Raw genomic sequence first — 17,299 nt, 5'->3', positions numbered from 1 at the left:
CATGTTAAGGCGTGTCCAATTACTTATGACGCTACTGTTAACCGTCAGTCTGATCGGCTTTCTTTCCTATTACTGGAGTGTGTACATGGTAGGATGGCTCTCAATCGTCATCATTCTTGTCGTACTGAGTGTTTTTGTCATCATCCTACTTGAGAATCGGAACCCGGAACGAACGCTTGTCTGGGCGCTTGTCATGATGGCGCTTCCCGTTGTCGGTGTTTTCGTATATTTCACCTTTGGTCAAAATTATAGACGAAAAAAAATGTTTCGTCTGAAAGCGATGCTCGATGAAGAGTCTTACATTAAATATCGTACCCAGTTTGATCATGGAATACACAATCAAGTGTTCCAACATGGACATTATACGAAAGTTGTTAAACTCATCGACTCCATCAGTCGCCTGCCGATTTCGTATAATAGTCACACGAAAGTATTAACGAATGGACAAGAAAAATTTCCGCTGTTATTAGCCGAGATTCGTCAAGCGGAACACCACATCCATTTGGAATACTATATCGTCCGCGATGACGAACTGGCGCTAGAGTTGCAGGAAGCATTAATTGAACGGGCGAAAGCCGGAGTGGAGATCCGTTTCTTGTATGATGCTGTCGGTTGTTTCTCGACGGATAAGTCTTACTTTAAAAAGATGGAGCTGGCGGGAATCGAAGTCCGTCCATTTTTCCCGGTCGTTCTGCCTTTCATCTCGAGTAAATCCAATTATCGGAATCACCGGAAAATCGTTGTTATTGACGGTACTGTGGCTTTCACGGGTGGAATTAACGTTGGGGACGAGTACATGGGAAAAGATAAGATGTTTGGATTTTGGCGGGACACGCATTTGCTCGTCAGGGGAGAGGCCGTCTCGGAGCTTCAGTTGATTTTTCTTCAGGATTGGTACTATATGACGGGGGAACGGTTGTTTACACCGTATTATATGAAACCGCTCGAAGTCATGGAGGAATCGACAGGAGGCGTCCAAATCATTGCGAGCGGGCCGGATGAACCCCATGAAACGATGAAGTCTCTCTACTTCGGTTTAATTACGGAAGCCCGGAGTTCTGTTTACATTGCTTCTCCCTATTTGATTCCGGACGAGGATCTGATGACTGCTTTAAAGACGGCAGCGATGTCGGGAATCGATGTCCGGATCTTACTGCCGAGTTTTCCGGATCATAAAGTCGTTTTTTATGCCAGTCGCTCTTATTTTGATGACTTGTTATTAGCGGGTGTAAAGATTTACGAATACAACAAAGGATTCATGCACTCAAAAGTCATCGTGGTCGATGATGCGATTGCGACGATTGGCACGGCGAATATGGACTTAAGAAGTTTTCACTTGAACTTTGAAGTAAATGCCTTTTTGTACGGGACAAATTCCGTCCACGAATTAACACGTGACTTTTATGAAGACTTTTCCAATTCTTCACAAGTTGAGCGTCAAGTCTTTATTCAAAGGAGTTTCGGTCAACGTTTGATCGAGTCCATTTCGCGGTTATTTTCACCGTTACTCTAAGGAGGAGTAAAATGTTTGAGGCGATGGATGAACAGGGAAATCGAATCAACAGCCAACTGGAGACCTTCCAATCGTTAACAGATAAACTACTGTACTGTCCCTATTGCCGAACGCAACTCCGGGTCCGCCAAGGCAAGAAGCGTCTTCATTTTGTTCATATGACAGCATGTACCGGTGAATCGTCCGAACATCAATTTTGGAAAACACGGCTGGCTGTCTATTTTGAAACGTTACGATTCAAGGTCGAGATAGAAGCAGTCCGGGGACGAAGGCGGTTTGATCTTTTCATTTCGCCCGGAGAAATCGGGGTCGAGATTCAGCGTTCAAAAATGAACGCTGAAGAATGGCAACGGCGATCGTTGATTGATCAGCAAGCGGGATACGAAGTCCGCTGGATTGGTTTTCATGAGTCGGGCGGACAGCTTCTTAAGCTTGACGGTTGGATGAAGGCGGCATTCATGAAAAATGGTTACATCGATTTAATCGAGCGGGGACGAATCGTTCGTTATGTACATCCGCTTCCGTTTGCGCAACGTTTGGTATTCTGCCAACGTGTGTCTTTATCGGCGAAACAATTTCTCTTTCCGAGTCCGGTTCCCCGGCAATTCTTCGAACGGCCATGGACGACACTGATAAAAAAATATCGGCTTCGTCCATTTTTTTCTTCGCTCCCTTCCCGATACGTGCAATCTCCTCTTTATTCCTCCAACCTCCAGGTTTCTACACTCCCGTCCTGGTGTTTTCTGCCCTTATCCCCGTTGCTGTGTTTATCTGTCCATCCGTTTGAGATTCAAGTAGCTGTTTATCTACGCTTACAAGGAACTTACCTCGCAGAGCAACTGCTTGCCTTCCTCACCGAATGTTTGACGCGGTCCAAGGTTTCATATGAGTTATCCAATCTTCACCTTCTGATTGACGAATGGATGGCTATGATCGACTTTCTCCAAAATCATCTGCCTGAACTTTTTCAAACCAATACTGTTGATTTGTCGACCCGTTTGGAAGAAGATCAAAAGTTAGCAGGTGCGCTTCGTTTGTTTGTCGAAAGGGAAACAGGTATAAATGAAGTAAAGGAGTGATTTAAATGGCAGAAGTATTAACACGAAAAGACGTCAAGCAGGAAGAGACGTGGAATTTAGAATCCATTTACGAAACGAATGAGAAATGGGAAGAAGAGTTTGAGTCAGTGAAAGCGATGCTTCCGCTACTCGTCGAGTATAAGGGACGTCTTGCACAGTCGGATGCCACTTTATTTGAAGGACTTCAACTTCGGGACGAAATCTCAAGACGGCTGCATAAGCTCTATACATATGCACATATGCGTTACGATGAGAACACGGCCGACAGCTTTTATCAGGCGATGAATGACCGTGCCCGGACGCTCGCTTCGCAAATTGGAGCGACGCTCGCTTTCATGACACCCGAGCTGTTGGAAGTTCCAGAAGAAACAATTGCCTCGTACTTGGATCAGAATCCGGATCTCGCCCTTTACCGTCATGCGTTCGATGAGTTGAACCGTGAGCGGGAACACGTCTTATCGGAAGCGGAAGAGGCGATTCTTGCAAAAGCAGGCGAAGTCCTTGGACAGTCGGGAACGACGTTTGGCATGCTGAATAATGCGGATATGAAATTCCCGAAAATCAAAGGCGAGGACGGGGAAGAGGCGGAATTGACACACGGGCGGTTCATCACGTTCATGGAGTCAAAAGATCGTTCCGTCCGTGAGGCGGCGTTTAAAGCCATGTATGGAACGTATAGCCAGTATACAAATACATTGGCGTCTACGTTAGCCGGTTCCGTCAAAAAAGATAACTTTTATGCTGAGGTCCGGAAATTTAAAACAGCACGCGAATCAGCGTTACATGGAAACACGATTCCGGAACAGGTATATGACGGATTGATCGAAGCGGTTCATGAACACCTTCCGTTGTTACACCGGTATGTTGCTTTACGTAAACGGATTTTAGGTGTCGATGAACTGCATATGTATGATATGTACACACCACTGGTCAGTGAAGTGGAAATGAAGATCTCGTACGAAGAAGCAAAACAGTTGATGGTGGACGGATTAGCGCCACTAGGACCTGAATACAAACATATTCTTGAAGAAGGTCTTGCAGAACGCTGGGTCGATGTCCGTGAAACACGGGGGAAACGGAGTGGTGCCTATTCTTCAGGCGCGTACGATACGCAACCGTTCATCTTGATGAACTGGCAGGATAACGTCAACAACTTGTTTACGTTAGCACACGAGTTCGGACACTCGGTTCACAGCTACTATACACGTCAGAATCAACCCTATGCCTACGGAGATTATTCAATTTTTGTAGCAGAGGTTGCGTCGACGACAAACGAAGCACTTTTAAATGATTACCTGTTAAAACGTGTGACAGATAAAAATGAGAAATTGTATCTCCTCAACAATCAATTGGAAACATTCCGCGGAACATTATTCCGTCAGACGATGTTTGCCGAGTTTGAACATCAAATTCATGAGGCAGCTCGACTTGGACAAGCACTGACACCTGAATTCTTAACGAAGACGTATTATGCACTAAATAAAACGTATTTCGGTGATGGTATTGTATTAGATGAAGAAATCGGTTTGGAGTGGGCACGTATCCCGCATTTCTATTACAATTACTATGTCTATCAGTATGCGACAGGCATTTCTGCTGCCGCAGCGCTGACTTCACAAATCCTAGAAGAAGGGGAGCCAGCGGTCGAGCGGTATATCAATAACTTCCTCAAAGCAGGATCAAGTGATTATCCGATTGAAGTTCTGAAAGCGGCCGGCGTTGATATGACGACGAAAGCACCGGTTGAAGCTGCTCTTCGTCAATTCGAACGGGTACTCGATGAATTTGAAGCATTACTCGGAGAATGACAATTTTGTGAATTAGTGAACAAAAGAGTGTCGGGAAGGTTGAGATTCGGTTATACTAATCATGTGAAGCGAATCACATTCCCCCTGATGATTCTTTTTTCCCCCATCCAGATTCAAAAAACGACAAAGAAGCTGCTTCTACGATTAACGTGGAAGCAGCTTCTTTGTGTTAAGCATGGGCAGAATCTTTTAAGTGACGCCACACTTTACCGTCACAATACGTCAATGAAACACATTTTTGTTGAAGCAATAACTTTTTCAATTCGTGTTCAACCTGTGCTTCTGTTGCATCATAAATAAATGCGATTTCAGAAGTGGTTGCTGTGTCATACCGTCTCAAGAATTGTTCGAGAGGAGGTTTTGCCTGCTTCTCAAACGGTTGATCTAATAATTCGTTCAGAATCGATACATAAACCAAGTATTCGTAATGGCCTTCTGCTTTGATGGCTTCCTCATCCCCGACGAAAGCAAGCGTTGGGAGAATACGTACGTCCCAGTCTGTCACCAGTTCAGTCTCTTTTTCGAGCATTAATTGAATGGTATCTGATTCGATATCACGATGGAATTCCGCTAAATCCAGACCAAATTCCGTCAATGCTTCTGCTAACCGCATCAAGGAAGAACGCGAATAAGCGCTTTTTCCTTCGACGTTATGCAACATGCGTAAACGACGCATGAACCGCATACCAAATGTTTTTCCCTGCAATTCGATCGCCTTTAGAATCAGCAGTGGTGACATATCACACGCTGATCGTGAAGGTGCGCAAGGAATGGTTGCAATCGTCCGGAGACGGAATAAATGACCGTATTCTAATTCTAATTTCTTGAGAACGGGAATCAACCGTAAACCATCCGTTTGTGTGACGTCTAGAAAATGATAAATTTCTAGTGGTTTCGTCGGTTGTTGAATTGATGGTTCGTCCAATGAACAATATGATCCGTTGCATTGTTCGTGTTCCATCCGTTCACCCCTTTTCTTTTAATATCGTTACCCTATTTTAGCAACGAAAAAAAAGAAAGAGCAAAGGTTTTGCTTGTACATTTCTACACGATTAACGTGTAAGCGCTTTACGATCCATGAAACGGACGATTTTATTTTTCGTTTCACGGACTGGAATTTCGTTTGTTTGCAACAGTTCTTCGAACGCAAGTTTGCCGGCTGCGTAGTCCGTCACTTCGAATTCAAGCTCATAATCCGTCGTGCCTAAATACGTACTTTGATCCAACACCAACAACCCACTCGGCAATTGTTTTTCAAAACGTTCGGTTTCAAGACGGCCCAAATGTTCAAGCGAAGTCGTTAATTCAAACTTTTCCAATTGTTGATTCATCTCAGCAGAGTGAATCAGACCATACTGGAATAAATCTTCAGCCTCTTGTTCGGACAATGTCACATGTGTTTCCAGTAATCCATCGTCTTGTGGTTCTTTTAACGTCAACACCAATCCGGTTTTCTTTTCACGGATACGCAGAGCGGCACCATGATTGCGAAGTTCGAACGCCGGGGTATCGAAATAGTCATTTGCTTGCCACACAGAAGACCCGGATGTATTGTACCGTTCCATTAATTTTTTGTATTCAGATTCGTTTAACAGGTTTTTAAATTCAATTTCCATTTCTTGTCTCATTTCCGACCACACCTTTCTAGTTGAATGCTTGAAAATATGATACCATGAATGGTGTAGTGGAACGAATTGAACTAACAATTTAGACTAAAAGTGGTGACAATAACGATGACAAAAGAAAATTGGGACTTATTTCTCGCACCGTATCAAATCGCAGTGGATGAATTAAAAGTAAAATTAAAAGCCATTCGAAAACAATTTCAACAACGTGGGGAACATTCACCGATTGAATTTGTCACAGGACGTGTCAAACCTGTAAAGAGTATCTTACAGAAGGCTGAACGAAAATCGATTGATATCGAGTTGCTGGAACAGGACATGCAGGACATAGCAGGTCTCCGGATCATGTGCCAATTCGTGGATGACATCATCCATGTCTTAGAATTGTTGCGTTCCCGGGGAGACTTTAAGATTGTTGAAGAACGAAACTATATTACACAAAAGAAGGAAAGCGGCTATCGTTCGTACCACATCATCATTGCTTATCCGGTCCAAACGATTGAAGGGGAAATCCCGACACTCGTCGAGATTCAGATCCGGACACTCGCAATGAACTTTTGGGCAACGATTGAACATTCCTTGAATTATAAATACCAGGGAAATATTCCGGAAGAGACACGGGAACGCTTGCGACGTGCGGCTGAAGCGGCGTTTCTGCTCGATGCGGAGATGAGTCAGCTGAAAGTAGAGATACAAGATGCTCAAGTCGTTTTACATGAACGAGAGGCGACCGAAGCAAAGAATCGAGCAAAAGAGTAGGAGGATGACGATGCGTTTTGCGGTTACGGCGCGGGGCGATGAACGTTCCCATATGCTGAAGGAACAATTAGAACAGGCGTTGATCGAACGAGGAAGTCATCGAGACGTCGTTACTCCTGAAATCGTGATTTCAATCGGCGGGGATGGTACGATGCTGCAAGCTTTCCACTCTTATTTGGACCAGGTCGAGGAAATCACACTGGTCGGAATTCACACCGGACACCTCGGGTTTTATGCCGACTGGCGACCGGAAGAGATGGATGAATTGATTCAACATATCGCAGACGACAATATAGCGACCGTTGAATATCCGCTGCTTGAATTATCGATTGATTATGCTGATGGATCGACGAATAAACTGTTGGCATTAAATGAATGTACGATTAAAAGCTTTAATCAGACACTCGTCTGCGATCTGTCGATTCGTGGCGATTATTTTGAAACGTTTCGGGGAGACGGTCTATGCATCTCCACGCCGTCCGGCTCAACAGCTTATAATAAAGCGCTTGGCGGGGCAATCGTGCATCCGGCACTCGAAGCGATTCAGATTACAGAAATGGCATCGATCAATAATCGCGTGTACCGGACGATTGGTTCCCCGATGTTATTGCCGAAGCACCATGATGTCGAGATTCGGCCGGTCAATCCGATTGATTTTCAATTGACGTACGATCATTATGCTTCGATTGTGCATCAAAACGTTAAATCGATTCGTTGTCGTGTATCGGATAAAAAGGTCAAATTCGCTCGATTCCGTTCTTTCCCGTTTTGGCAAAGGGTCCGGGAGTCGTTTTTAGCAGAAGAAAGAAGTTAATTAAAAGAGGTAACGTGATGGCATTTCAAATTGAACAACAAGTAACTTCCATTGAAGACGGATGGAGTGTCGGTCATTTTTGTACGACACGTCTTCATATTTCCCGAAAAATGTTAGTGTCGATTAAACACCACGGAGATATTTTGCGGAATGAACAACATGTCAACGTAAACGAACCTGTTCATGCAGGAGACCGGATTCATGTCCGGTTTCCGGAAGAACAGCCTGCACAGGATATGCATGCGACGAGCGGAGAACTCGATATTCTTTTTGAAGATGACTGGTTGCTGATTGTCAATAAACCGCCGGGAATGGCCTCGATTCCGTCTCGACTTCATCCGGAGCGGTCTTTATCGAATTTTGTTCTCGGTTATTACCGGCAACATCAGATCCCGTATGCGATTCATATCGTCAATCGGTTGGACCGGGATACAAGTGGACTGGTCGTTTTTGCGAAACATTCCCTTGCGCATCATCAGTTGAGTAAGATGCAACAGAACGGCTTGCTTGATCGCCGGTACGTCGCATTGATCGAAGGGACCATTCCGGCTCAAACGATTGACCTTCCGATCGGTCAAACCGATCATTCCTTCATGGAAAGAATGGTACGGGAAGACGGTCAGCAGGCGATCACACATATCTTAACGAGTGAGCCGATCACGGCGTTTTCGCGTGAATTGTCCCGATTAACGATTAAATTGGAGACGGGCAGGACGCATCAAATCCGGGTCCATCTCGCAGCACTTGGTCATCCGTTAGTCGGAGATACGATGTATAAAGGGACACCATTGATTGCGAGACAAGCATTACACAGTGCGTCTGCGACGTTTCCGCATCCGGGGACAGGTGAGGTGATGACGTTCGTCGCACCGTTGCCGGACGACTTAAGTCTTTCGTGAATACAAAAAGAGTGGCACCCGACTGGATGCCACTCTTTTTTGACGTTAATCTTCATCAAACATGGAGATGCGGGACTGTGAAGCGATGGCCATAATTAAGCCGAGTCCAACCAGGTTAACGATCATCGTCGACCCTCCGTAACTAATGAAGGGAAGCGGGAGACCGGTGATCGGTAAGACCCCCATCGTCATCCCGATGTTTTGGAAGATCTGGAATGTGAACATCGCGACGTATCCTGTCACGATATACGTTCCAAACGGATCTGCTGTTTCCAGCGCGATTTGAATCAACCGGTAGATGAATAGGAACAGGATAATTAGAACGACAGCCGCACCGATAAAGCCGTAGTGAGCTGAAATCGCAGTGAAGATAAAATCGGTGTGCAGTTCGGGAACCGATACTTGAAGTTTTCCGTACCCGACACCAAACATCTGTCCTGAACCGATAGCGTTAATCGACTGGACCAACTGATAGGAAAGGTCATCCGCATATTCAAACGGTTGTAACCAAGCCATGATCCGGTTCATCGCATGCCCCGGGAAGAAAGTGGCAAGTAAATCATTTTGGAAATAAAACAGATAAAAGAATCCGACGATTGCGACAGCCAACAAGCCGAACATCGTAAGTAACCATTTCCAGTTCAAGCCGGACAGTAACATGGCACAAGCCAAAATGACACAGAGGATCAAGCCGATTCCTAAGTCGGGTTGAATGATAATCAAAGCGAGTGGAAGCAATGTGAGAGCGACCATCTTGACTAAGAGCAGGAAGTCCCGCTCATGCTGGACGTACCGGGCGTTGTGTTCCGAGATGACGGCAGCGAGTGAGACAATCAAGAAAAACTTCATGAACTCAGCCGGCTGAACGGTTCCGATGACCGGGAACTGATACCAACCGTAGGCTCCTTTAATATTTGCGACCAACGGTGTCCCTCGTAAGACGACAAGACCAATCAGGGAGACAATTCCTGCCCCGTATAAGTACCAATGGAAACGTTTCAGTTGCTCATAATCGATGAGAATGACGACAGACAGTGCGATAAATCCGATGATATACCACTGAATCTGCTTAGCCATGAAATTGATTTCACTGATTGCCCCTTGTAAAAAAGGTTGCGCGGTATAGATTGCGATGACACTGACGACCATCAAACAACCGAGCAAAAAAAGCAACGTGTTATCATAACGTTGTGTAAATGATTTAAAACGGTTCATTCCATCCCTACTTTCTGTCTCTTTCTATATTACCGTAATTTATCAAAATCGCAATATCAAGAGCGATGGTTGACAGAAGCGTTACGTTTTTGTAACCTAGATATAGGTGTTATTACCAGGTACTAATTTAAGGGGGAACTCATAATGAATATTTATCCTTCGCTTGAGGGAAAGACGTATGTTGTAATGGGTGTCATCAATCAACGGTCAATCGCATGGGGAATCGCACGTGCTCTTGATGCAGCAGGTGCAAGTCTTGCCTTTACGTATGTCGGAGAACGTTTTAAGGCACCACTCGAAAAGTTAGGTCAAGAACTTTCACGACCGGCTACTTACTACACATGTGATGTGACGAGCGATGCTGAAATCGAACAGGTATTTGAAACGATTCATGCTGATCACGGGAAGATTTCAGGAATTGCCCACTCGATTGCTTTTGCCGATAAAGAAGCCTTGCGCGGTGAATTCTCGGGTGTGACACGTGAACAGTTTGCGCAAGCACTTGATATCTCGGCATACAGCCTGACAGCTGTCGTGAAAGCGGCAAAAGACTTCTTCACGGAAGATGCTTCTGTCATTACATTGACGTATCTCGGTGGCGAAAAAATGGTTCCGAACTATAACGTGATGGGCGTCGCAAAAGCGGCACTCGATGCAAGTGTCCGTTACTTAGCAGCAGAATACGGAAAGCAGGGCGTTCGCGTCAATGCGATTTCAGCCGGTCCGGTCCGGACGGTTTCTGCAAAAGGTGTCGGCGATTTCAATTCAATTCTTGAAAGTATCGAAGAGCGGGCTCCGCTTCACCGTAACGTCACGACAGAACAAATCGGTCAAAGCGGATTGTTCCTCTTGTCCCAAATGTCGAGTGGTGTCACAGGTGAGATTCTGCACGTCGACAGCGGTTTCCATATCTTATAATAAGATTTCGGGTACATTCTGAACGATACGGTACAGCTGAAACCAGGGGAAACTCTGGTTTTTTGTTTTTCTTAAAGCGATTTTGGGAATAACAGAATAACGAGCTGAAGTAGAGGGAGGACATCATATGTACCAGGTAGATTTTACGGTGGTCCAGTATGTGAACCGGCAAGTAAGGGTCGACTTGGAACGAAAGACAGAACCGGTCGCCCGTATCAATCCGATTAAACGTGTCGAGCCGTATCATGCCGAATTAGAAGAACAAGCTAATGCTTATGGGGTTTTGCCAGAACTAAAACTTCCCGGTCGCAAGTTCGACCGGGAAGTTTGATGTTATTGACCTGTAAATCGGAACGTTTCGTACACACTCCAAGAACCGTTTTCGAGCTCATACAGCAGAGCCATCTTAGTGACATCTTCTTGGAAGCGGATATCCTCCATCTTCAATCGTTCGAGAACGTCGAATAATTCGACATCGGATAAATCCTGACCGATTGTGATGTGAGGTAAGAAATCATACTTGGGTGTGTGACTCAAATCACCCGTGTGCAAAGCCTGATGTAATTGTTCCAATTCATCCGTCGGCATGACTTTTAAAAATAAGACATTATTCGTCGGGTGGAAAGAACGAGCTCCTTGAATGTGAAGTGAAACTGGTTTCGTTTGCTCCGCTACTTTGTTGAGAGCTGTTACGATGGAATCAAGTTCAGTATCATCGATATTGATCCGCTCCCGCATTGTAATGTGTGGTGTAATCAACGCATACTTGGAATCGTACCGTTTGCGGTATGAATTCGCAAAGTCCTGAATTCGTTTCGATGGAAACAAAACTACCCCGATGTTCATCGAAAATCCCCTACTTTCCCCTGAAATGATAACGCTTTACAGGATAATCATGACGGATTATCCGCGTGATGTCAAAGAAGTTTGAGGAGAGAGGAGCAATCCGTGTATACTTGTGAAGAACTTTGTCAGAGAGGTGGATTTTGTCATGAAAGAAAAAGCACATTCTAAAGAAGTAAAACAAGCAGCAATCGATAAGCTGCATGAGCGGGGCGTCACGATTCACGCGATTGCTGAAATCGTGTATCAAATGCAAGCACCATACACGATTGAACTGACGCTTGAAACATGTCTCAGCTCTGTAGAGCGTGTTCTCGAAAAGCGGGAATTGCAACATGCAATTCTTGTTGGGGCAGAACTCGATATTTTAGCCGAAAAAGGACTGTTGTCTGAACCGCTTTTATCCATCATTCGCAGTGATGAAGGTTTGTTTGGCGTGGATGAGACGATTGCGATCGGAGCCGTCAATACGTACGGATCGATTGCCGTCACAACATTTGGTTATTTGGATAAGGCGAAGGTCGGAATTATTAAAGAACTCGATACGAAGGTCAATGACGGACGGGTCAATACGTTCATGGATGACATCGTTGCCGCGATTGCTGCCAATGCGTCCGGTCGTCTCGCGCACCGATTGCGTGATAAAGAAGACTATTCGGCAGAAGAACTCGAACAACGGAAAGGGACGTATTGATGAAATTAAACCGAAAAGCATTAGTCGTTTCAGGCATTGCGTTCATCATTTTCATAGGGATTGCCATCTCGATCCGATTGACGGGATATTTTTTGTTTGACGCGCAACTGTCGAACCGTATGTCGAAACAAGTACCGGCTGACTATGTCAGTTGGTTCACGCAATTAGGCTCGGGAGTAGGGGCTGTGACGATGACCGTCCTTTTGACCGCCATCAGTTATTACCTGTGGCGTGATCGTGTAGGGAGTATTTGGTATCTGTCGAACTTTTTGGCAGTGGCTGTTCTCAATCAGGTCGCTAAAGTAATTTTTGTCCGGGACCGTCCGTCACTCAATGAGTTGGTAGGCGGAGTCGGCTACAGTTTTCCAAGCGGTCATTCTTCAATGGCTTTCGCGGTGTACGGTGGTTTTTTGATTCTGAGTTGGCGATTTTTAAACCGATCCGGGAAAGTGATCTTAGGTATCTTTCTTAGTCTGTTGATCTTGGCCATGGGATCGTCCCGTATTATCTTAAACGTTCATTACTTCTCGGATGTAGTCGGTGGTTTTTGTTTTGCTGCCTTCATCCTTTGTCTGTCCTATGCCTTCATTTCACCGCGACGGAAACAAAAGGAGACGCATCATGTTACTACTTGATATCGATCACAGTCTGCTTTTTGATGAAGCCGCGATGAAAAAGATTGCCGTTCCTACTTTATTGGTAGAACGAGTGGGAGAAGAAAAACGGTTTATGACGATGCGGACGCATTTACGATTAAAGCGTCTGGTCGAAAAAAACGGCTTGATTCCATTTACGAGTCGTACGTTTGAGGCATTCCGTCAGTTGGAGTTGTTTCAAATCGATGCAAAGCCGAAATGGGCGATTCTCGAAAGCGGGAGGATTTTACTGAAAGACGGCAAACCGGATAAACGTTATGAAAACTGGTTGCGTCAACATGACGAAGAGGCTTCGCTTGAAACGGTACTCCGTTACCTGGAGGAAGTGGAACAGTTGAGTTGGACGGTATATCCATCGGAAGCGTGGGCAGAACGGATCCGTCGTCCGCATCAGACGATTCGGCGGGAAGAAGACGAAGCAAAGATGCTGGATGATGTCTTTAAGCAGATGAAATTCTAGTCTTAAATAACATTTACCGAATGAGGACACTTGATAAAAGGTCCCATTCGGTTTTTTTGTCCGGTTTTGTTATGTGAATTATAAAAAAGATGATTCCGATATGGTATCGGAATCATCCCAAAGCCGCCTGATCAGCGGAACTATTTTAATGATAAAGTCTTCAATGGAAGATGTCGTCAATCATCGATTGACCGTCAAATCATCGAACCAATATACACCGACTGTTTCAGATCCAGCATGTGTCAGGATAGATGGACCGAATTGTGTAATTTCGATCGAAATCTGAGGCAGTTTCGTCTGCAACAAATCACGTAATTGTTCGGCAGAAGACCGCGCCAGTGTATGGCCGATGTAGAGGGTCTGATTGTATAATCCGAACTGTTCGATTTTAGAAGCAATCTCGGATGACATTTCCTGAAAAGCTTTTTTGATGGAACGCACTTTCTTAAACGGAACGAGTTTACCGACCTCATCGAACTTAACGATCGGTTTAATGTTCAGCATGTTGGCAAGCAAAAACTGACTGCTCGACACACGTCCACTTCGACGCATCGTCTCCATATTGCCGATGATCAGATAAAAATGAGAATGGTGTTTGAACTGTTCCAAGACCTGCATGACTTCTTCCGGCTGTTTCCCGGCTTGCGCCATTTCGATCGAAAGGCGTAACATATTTTGTTGGTTGGCAGCACCGGTATAGGAGTCGATGGCATATAATTTAAAGCCGACAGCATCTGCAGCAGCGACAGAGCTGGCATAAGTACCGCTCAATCCGCTTGTGATGTGAACAGCATACGCATAATCATAACCTTCTGCCTGCAAATGTTCGTAAAGTTCAACCAACTCACCAAACGAAGGCTGTGAAGTCGTCGGGATGACAGAAGAGCTTTCGCGCATTTTTTGATCCAGTTGTTCGATCGACAAGTCAGTATATTCCCGATAGGACTCTCCGTTGATGATGATGACTGTTGGTACGACATGGACTCCGAGTTTTTCAGCTTCCCCCGGTGGGAAAAAGGCCATACTATCGGTAATCCAAGCAATCTTATCCATTAAAGCGACGCCTCCAGTAGAATTTCATTTTTTTAATCATACCATGCGATGAAAGCGGCATCACTAGCCAATCCGTTTTTCAGGAATAGAATCAGAAGAATCGTGTCTAATCGATGAACTGATGAAGAATATAATCAAAGCAGGCAGAAGCCAGGCTAGGCTTTTGTCGGATAACGGTAAGGCAGAATATACAGTAACTACCGGATCCGGCAAAACTTTTAATGTGTGGAGAGCAGTTAATAACGAGAACAGGGCAGTAATCGATAAAGTGGCTCTGTACACGAACGACGGTTTTTTAAGCAATGAACGGATAAAGGTCAAACCAATCAATACGATGACAATAGGATAAAGGAACATTAAGACAGGTACCGCAATTGCCAGTAATGCATCAAGTCCGACAATGGAAATCAAGAAACCTAGAACGGTTGTGATTGTACCCGTGAGCGGAAGCGTGAGACGTGTCGAAAGTGACATCATATATTCTGAAAAAGCTGTGACAAGACCGACGGATGTCGTTAAACAAGCTAGCAAAATAGCAACTCCTAAAATCATCAAACCAATCGTGCCAAAAGTACTTTCGGCGTATTGTTGTAATAAGGAAGGGCCGTCGATCATCCCGACTGCTCCAAAGCTGTTTCGACCAATGAAACCAAGTCCGGTATAAACCAACGTCAATGATAATGCAGCAATCAATCCGGCTTGAGTCACAGTCTTCAATTGGACTTTTCGACTTTTTAAACCGCGAGCATGTAGCGTATGCAGGACGATGACGCCAAATACAAGGGCGCCAAGAGCGTCGAGCGTCAAGTATCCTTGAAGAAATCCTTGGATGAATGCATCTGTAAAACCATTGTACGAGGAATGAGGAGATTGAACGGCCGATAATGGCTTTAAAATACTGCTGATGCTCAGTGTCGCGAGTGCCAAAAGTAACAACGGGGTGATGAAACGACCAATGATATCAAGAAGTTTACCCGGTTTGAGAACAAGATATAACGTGACTAAAAAGAAAAGAGAAGAAGAAATCAGTAGTGTCGTTTGACTAGGTCCATTCAAGAAAGGGGCGACACCAAGTTCGTATGTGACGACGGAAGTCCGCGGAATTCCGAAAAAAGGGCCAATGGCGACATATAAGGCAAACGTCAATAGAGCTCCGACGAATTTTGGAAGTGGATTAGCAAGCGTGCTGATGCCCCCGCCGACCCATGCGACAGCAATTAATCCCGTCAGAGGTAACCCGACACCGGTAACGATGAAGCCGAGCATTGCAGGGAAAAATTCTGTTCCAGCCAGAGCACCAAGTTCAGGAGGGAAAATTAAATTACCCGCACCAAAGAACAATGCGAAAATCATAAAACCTAAAGCAAATACGTCTTTTTTACTCATAATATATCTTACCTCCTGTTTTTTTTACGTTATTCACTATATCATCGGGTGCGAGATGATGAAAGAATTTTTAGAAAATTCATTTGTTTTCAAGGCTTATTTTTTGACTTCAACAAAAAAAGCCCACGACACGGTTAGAAAATCTCTAACGGTGACGTGAGCAACATGTTGCAGTGATGATGAAATAAAGGAGTAAATGGTTTTAGCTAGACGCCATGAAGCGACTCTTTTTTTGTCGTCTTAATTTATGGAGGAGCCAAGCGTGAACGACTTCGCACGATTGACGAGGGAGGGTCAGTTCCACGAGCGGTTCTTGTTGCTGACCACGGATAATGAATAATCCTGTTTCTTCATCAATAGGTGAGATAGTCATTGAGCTCGCTTCATTCAATGATACCTTCAGTTCGCCGGTTGTCGCATCCTTCAATTTCAGGATGTTTCCGTTCGTTGCAAACTTGGTGAATGAACCGATACCGTTCACTTTTAACTGATCCATGCTAAATTCCTCCTTCGGTTGATACAGACTTAAATTAAATCATCAGAAAATCAGTTCCAACTTCTAGCTTCCAAAAGGTTAATCTCATTATAACGAAGTCTGCAGCAGATACCAGTCTTAATTTATGTGAAAATTCCAACAAATTAGTAACGGTATTGTCATATAGAGGATTATGCAAAAAACGAGCAAAAATAGCAGTTTGAAAAATATGAAAAAACTATCCTGTTATTAAGTCATAAATAGGATTGGGATCATTGTAACTCCAAACTCCAGCTTTTTTTGCGGTGGATCAACTCGCCGCGCAAGACGATGGATTCTTTTTTTGTTTCCAGGTCTTCTTTCAGGACATGCATGTCTTCATATCGACCGGCGATATAAACTGGAATGGTCGTTTGACGTGTGAACATCGATTGCCGTGTATGCGTGAAATCAATTAAGATTCCTTCTTGCAGCAATTGCCGAAGATTAATGATGATTTCAGCTGTAAGTGGTGAGGCAGTCGGGATGCGGAGTTCCCGGCGGATTTTTTGTTGCAACAACGTTGACAGGACTTGTTCGATACTTGACCAATCTTTTAAATAAGCCGTTGCTTGTGTCCCGTTGTGCTCACTGAAATAGGCCCATTCATTGTCGACGGTAGTCATGAACGGACTGGGCATTCCACGTTTCATATGCATTAAAAATAACAGCTCTGCGATTTCAACATCTGTGAGGATATCGAGAGAATGAGAAGAACGGATATCGATGGCATTCAGGGGAAAACGTTCGACATCGCTCGATTGAACGAATTGTTCTACTTCATGGGACTCGACATAATGAAAGGCGGTCCGAGAAGAATGTTTGACAGATTTAAAAGCGGCTCCAGAAACGAGTAGAGGACTCTTTGAATCAATGGATGTGATAAAGTCTCCAAAAGTGACGCCGGACATCGTCAAACGATTGTTTTCGGCATCTTGATATAGATAGAGCAGGGAATTGGACATAAACAAGCGACTTCCTTTCGTGGTCAGGACATGAATAATTTCAATAGTAGCAAAACTTCTCAGCAGCGAAAAGGGTATTTCCTTCTGAAAACGGGCAT

19 protein-coding genes are annotated in these 17,299 nt (G+C 44.6%); 11 read left to right on the top strand and 8 right to left on the bottom strand.

Going from position 1 to position 17,299, the window contains the following annotated elements:
- The first annotated feature begins 1 nt into the window (after position 1).
- The 3 genes from cls to pepF are packed head-to-tail and all read left to right on the top strand — an operon-like array spanning position 2 to position 4,400.
- Entirely contained in the window at positions 2-1,513 is a 1,512-nt protein-coding gene (gene cls / locus EXIG_RS10475; protein WP_012370917.1) for a cardiolipin synthase, read from the top strand.
- A gap of 11 nt (positions 1,514-1,524) precedes the next feature.
- A complete protein-coding gene (locus EXIG_RS10470; protein ID WP_012370916.1) occupies positions 1,525-2,592 on the top strand; it encodes a competence protein CoiA family protein in 1,068 nt (355 codons plus the stop codon).
- Between the two features lie 5 nt (positions 2,593-2,597).
- Entirely contained in the window at positions 2,598-4,400 is a 1,803-nt protein-coding gene (gene pepF / locus EXIG_RS10465; protein ID WP_012370915.1) for an oligoendopeptidase F, read from the top strand.
- Positions 4,401-4,569: 169 nt separating this feature from the next.
- On the opposite strand, the gene EXIG_RS10460 is transcribed toward pepF, so the two are convergent.
- Together EXIG_RS10460 and EXIG_RS10455 are read right to left on the bottom strand one after the other, a co-directional pair.
- The gene (locus tag EXIG_RS10460; RefSeq protein WP_012370914.1) at positions 4,570-5,361 is read right to left on the bottom strand and encodes a DsbA family protein; all 792 of its coding nucleotides are present in this window, start codon (positions 5,359-5,361) and stop codon (positions 4,570-4,572) included.
- Between the two features lie 91 nt (positions 5,362-5,452).
- Positions 5,453-6,028 carry a CYTH domain-containing protein gene (locus EXIG_RS10455; protein WP_234944530.1) on the bottom strand — a complete coding sequence of 192 codons (576 nt, stop codon included), beginning with the start codon at positions 6,026-6,028 and terminating at the stop codon, positions 5,453-5,455.
- 105 nt (positions 6,029-6,133) lie between these two features.
- Between EXIG_RS10455 and yjbM the strand changes: the two genes are divergently transcribed.
- The 3 genes from yjbM to EXIG_RS10440 are packed head-to-tail and all read left to right on the top strand — an operon-like array spanning position 6,134 to position 8,497.
- The gene (yjbM, locus tag EXIG_RS10450) at positions 6,134-6,784 is read left to right on the top strand and encodes a GTP diphosphokinase (RefSeq protein ID WP_012370912.1); all 651 of its coding nucleotides are present in this window, start codon (positions 6,134-6,136) and stop codon (positions 6,782-6,784) included.
- Between the two features lie 10 nt (positions 6,785-6,794).
- Positions 6,795-7,598 (top strand): NAD kinase, encoded by an 804-nt coding sequence (locus EXIG_RS10445; RefSeq protein WP_012370911.1) that lies wholly within the window; start codon positions 6,795-6,797, stop codon positions 7,596-7,598.
- A gap of 17 nt (positions 7,599-7,615) precedes the next feature.
- Entirely contained in the window at positions 7,616-8,497 is an 882-nt protein-coding gene (locus tag EXIG_RS10440) for an RluA family pseudouridine synthase (protein ID WP_012370910.1), read from the top strand.
- 45 nt (positions 8,498-8,542) lie between these two features.
- Here EXIG_RS10440 and EXIG_RS10435 read toward each other — a convergent pair whose 3' ends face one another.
- Positions 8,543-9,712, bottom strand: coding sequence for an FtsW/RodA/SpoVE family cell cycle protein (locus tag EXIG_RS10435; protein ID WP_012370909.1), 1,170 nt, complete (start codon positions 9,710-9,712; stop codon positions 8,543-8,545).
- A gap of 144 nt (positions 9,713-9,856) precedes the next feature.
- Between EXIG_RS10435 and fabI the strand changes: the two genes are divergently transcribed.
- Together fabI and EXIG_RS10425 are read left to right on the top strand one after the other, a co-directional pair.
- On the top strand, positions 9,857-10,630 hold the full coding sequence (fabI, locus tag EXIG_RS10430) for an enoyl-ACP reductase FabI (RefSeq protein WP_012370908.1): 774 nt from the start codon (positions 9,857-9,859) through the stop codon (positions 10,628-10,630).
- A gap of 127 nt (positions 10,631-10,757) precedes the next feature.
- Positions 10,758-10,961, top strand: a complete 204-nt coding sequence (locus EXIG_RS10425; RefSeq protein ID WP_012370907.1) for a hypothetical protein — start codon at positions 10,758-10,760, stop codon at positions 10,959-10,961.
- Between the two features lie 2 nt (positions 10,962-10,963).
- On the opposite strand, the gene EXIG_RS10420 is transcribed toward EXIG_RS10425, so the two are convergent.
- Complete coding sequence (locus EXIG_RS10420) at positions 10,964-11,476, bottom strand: YjcG family protein (protein WP_012370906.1); 513 nt, start codon at positions 11,474-11,476, stop codon at positions 10,964-10,966.
- A gap of 145 nt (positions 11,477-11,621) precedes the next feature.
- Between EXIG_RS10420 and EXIG_RS10415 the strand changes: the two genes are divergently transcribed.
- Genes EXIG_RS10415 through EXIG_RS10405 form a run of 3 tightly spaced genes read left to right on the top strand, consistent with a single transcriptional unit; the run spans position 11,622 to position 13,283 of the window.
- Positions 11,622-12,167 carry a phosphatidylglycerophosphatase A family protein gene (locus EXIG_RS10415; RefSeq protein ID WP_012370905.1) on the top strand — a complete coding sequence of 182 codons (546 nt, stop codon included), beginning with the start codon at positions 11,622-11,624 and terminating at the stop codon, positions 12,165-12,167.
- Complete coding sequence (locus EXIG_RS15615) at positions 12,167-12,802, top strand: phosphatase PAP2 family protein (protein WP_012370904.1); 636 nt, start codon at positions 12,167-12,169, stop codon at positions 12,800-12,802. The genes EXIG_RS10415 and EXIG_RS15615 overlap by 1 nt, the downstream gene beginning before the upstream one ends.
- Positions 12,789-13,283 (top strand): HAD family hydrolase, encoded by a 495-nt coding sequence (locus tag EXIG_RS10405; protein ID WP_012370903.1) that lies wholly within the window; start codon positions 12,789-12,791, stop codon positions 13,281-13,283. Before EXIG_RS15615 ends, EXIG_RS10405 begins: the two co-directional genes overlap by 14 nt.
- 180 nt (positions 13,284-13,463) lie before the next feature.
- Here EXIG_RS10405 and EXIG_RS10400 read toward each other — a convergent pair whose 3' ends face one another.
- The 4 genes from EXIG_RS10400 to EXIG_RS10385 form a co-directional block, all read right to left on the bottom strand.
- Positions 13,464-14,336: a DegV family protein gene (locus EXIG_RS10400; protein ID WP_012370902.1), complete on the bottom strand. Its 873-nt coding sequence runs from the start codon at positions 14,334-14,336 to the stop codon at positions 13,464-13,466.
- A gap of 63 nt (positions 14,337-14,399) precedes the next feature.
- Positions 14,400-15,722, bottom strand: a complete 1,323-nt coding sequence (gene brnQ / locus EXIG_RS10395; RefSeq protein WP_012370901.1) for a branched-chain amino acid transport system II carrier protein — start codon at positions 15,720-15,722, stop codon at positions 14,400-14,402.
- Between the two features lie 202 nt (positions 15,723-15,924).
- Positions 15,925-16,218 (bottom strand): hypothetical protein, encoded by a 294-nt coding sequence (locus EXIG_RS10390; protein WP_012370900.1) that lies wholly within the window; start codon positions 16,216-16,218, stop codon positions 15,925-15,927.
- A gap of 251 nt (positions 16,219-16,469) precedes the next feature.
- The gene (locus EXIG_RS10385; protein WP_012370899.1) at positions 16,470-17,201 is read right to left on the bottom strand and encodes a hypothetical protein; all 732 of its coding nucleotides are present in this window, start codon (positions 17,199-17,201) and stop codon (positions 16,470-16,472) included.
- Between the last annotated feature and the right edge of the window lie 98 nt (positions 17,202-17,299).

Origin of the sequence: Exiguobacterium artemiae 255-15 (assembly GCF_000019905.1) — a bacterium.
Taxonomy (GTDB): Bacteria; Bacillota; Bacilli; order Exiguobacteriales; family Exiguobacteriaceae; genus Exiguobacterium_A; species Exiguobacterium_A artemiae.
The sequence above is the reverse complement of the archived record's forward strand: the minus strand, read 5'-3'. Positions and strand labels throughout refer to the sequence as shown.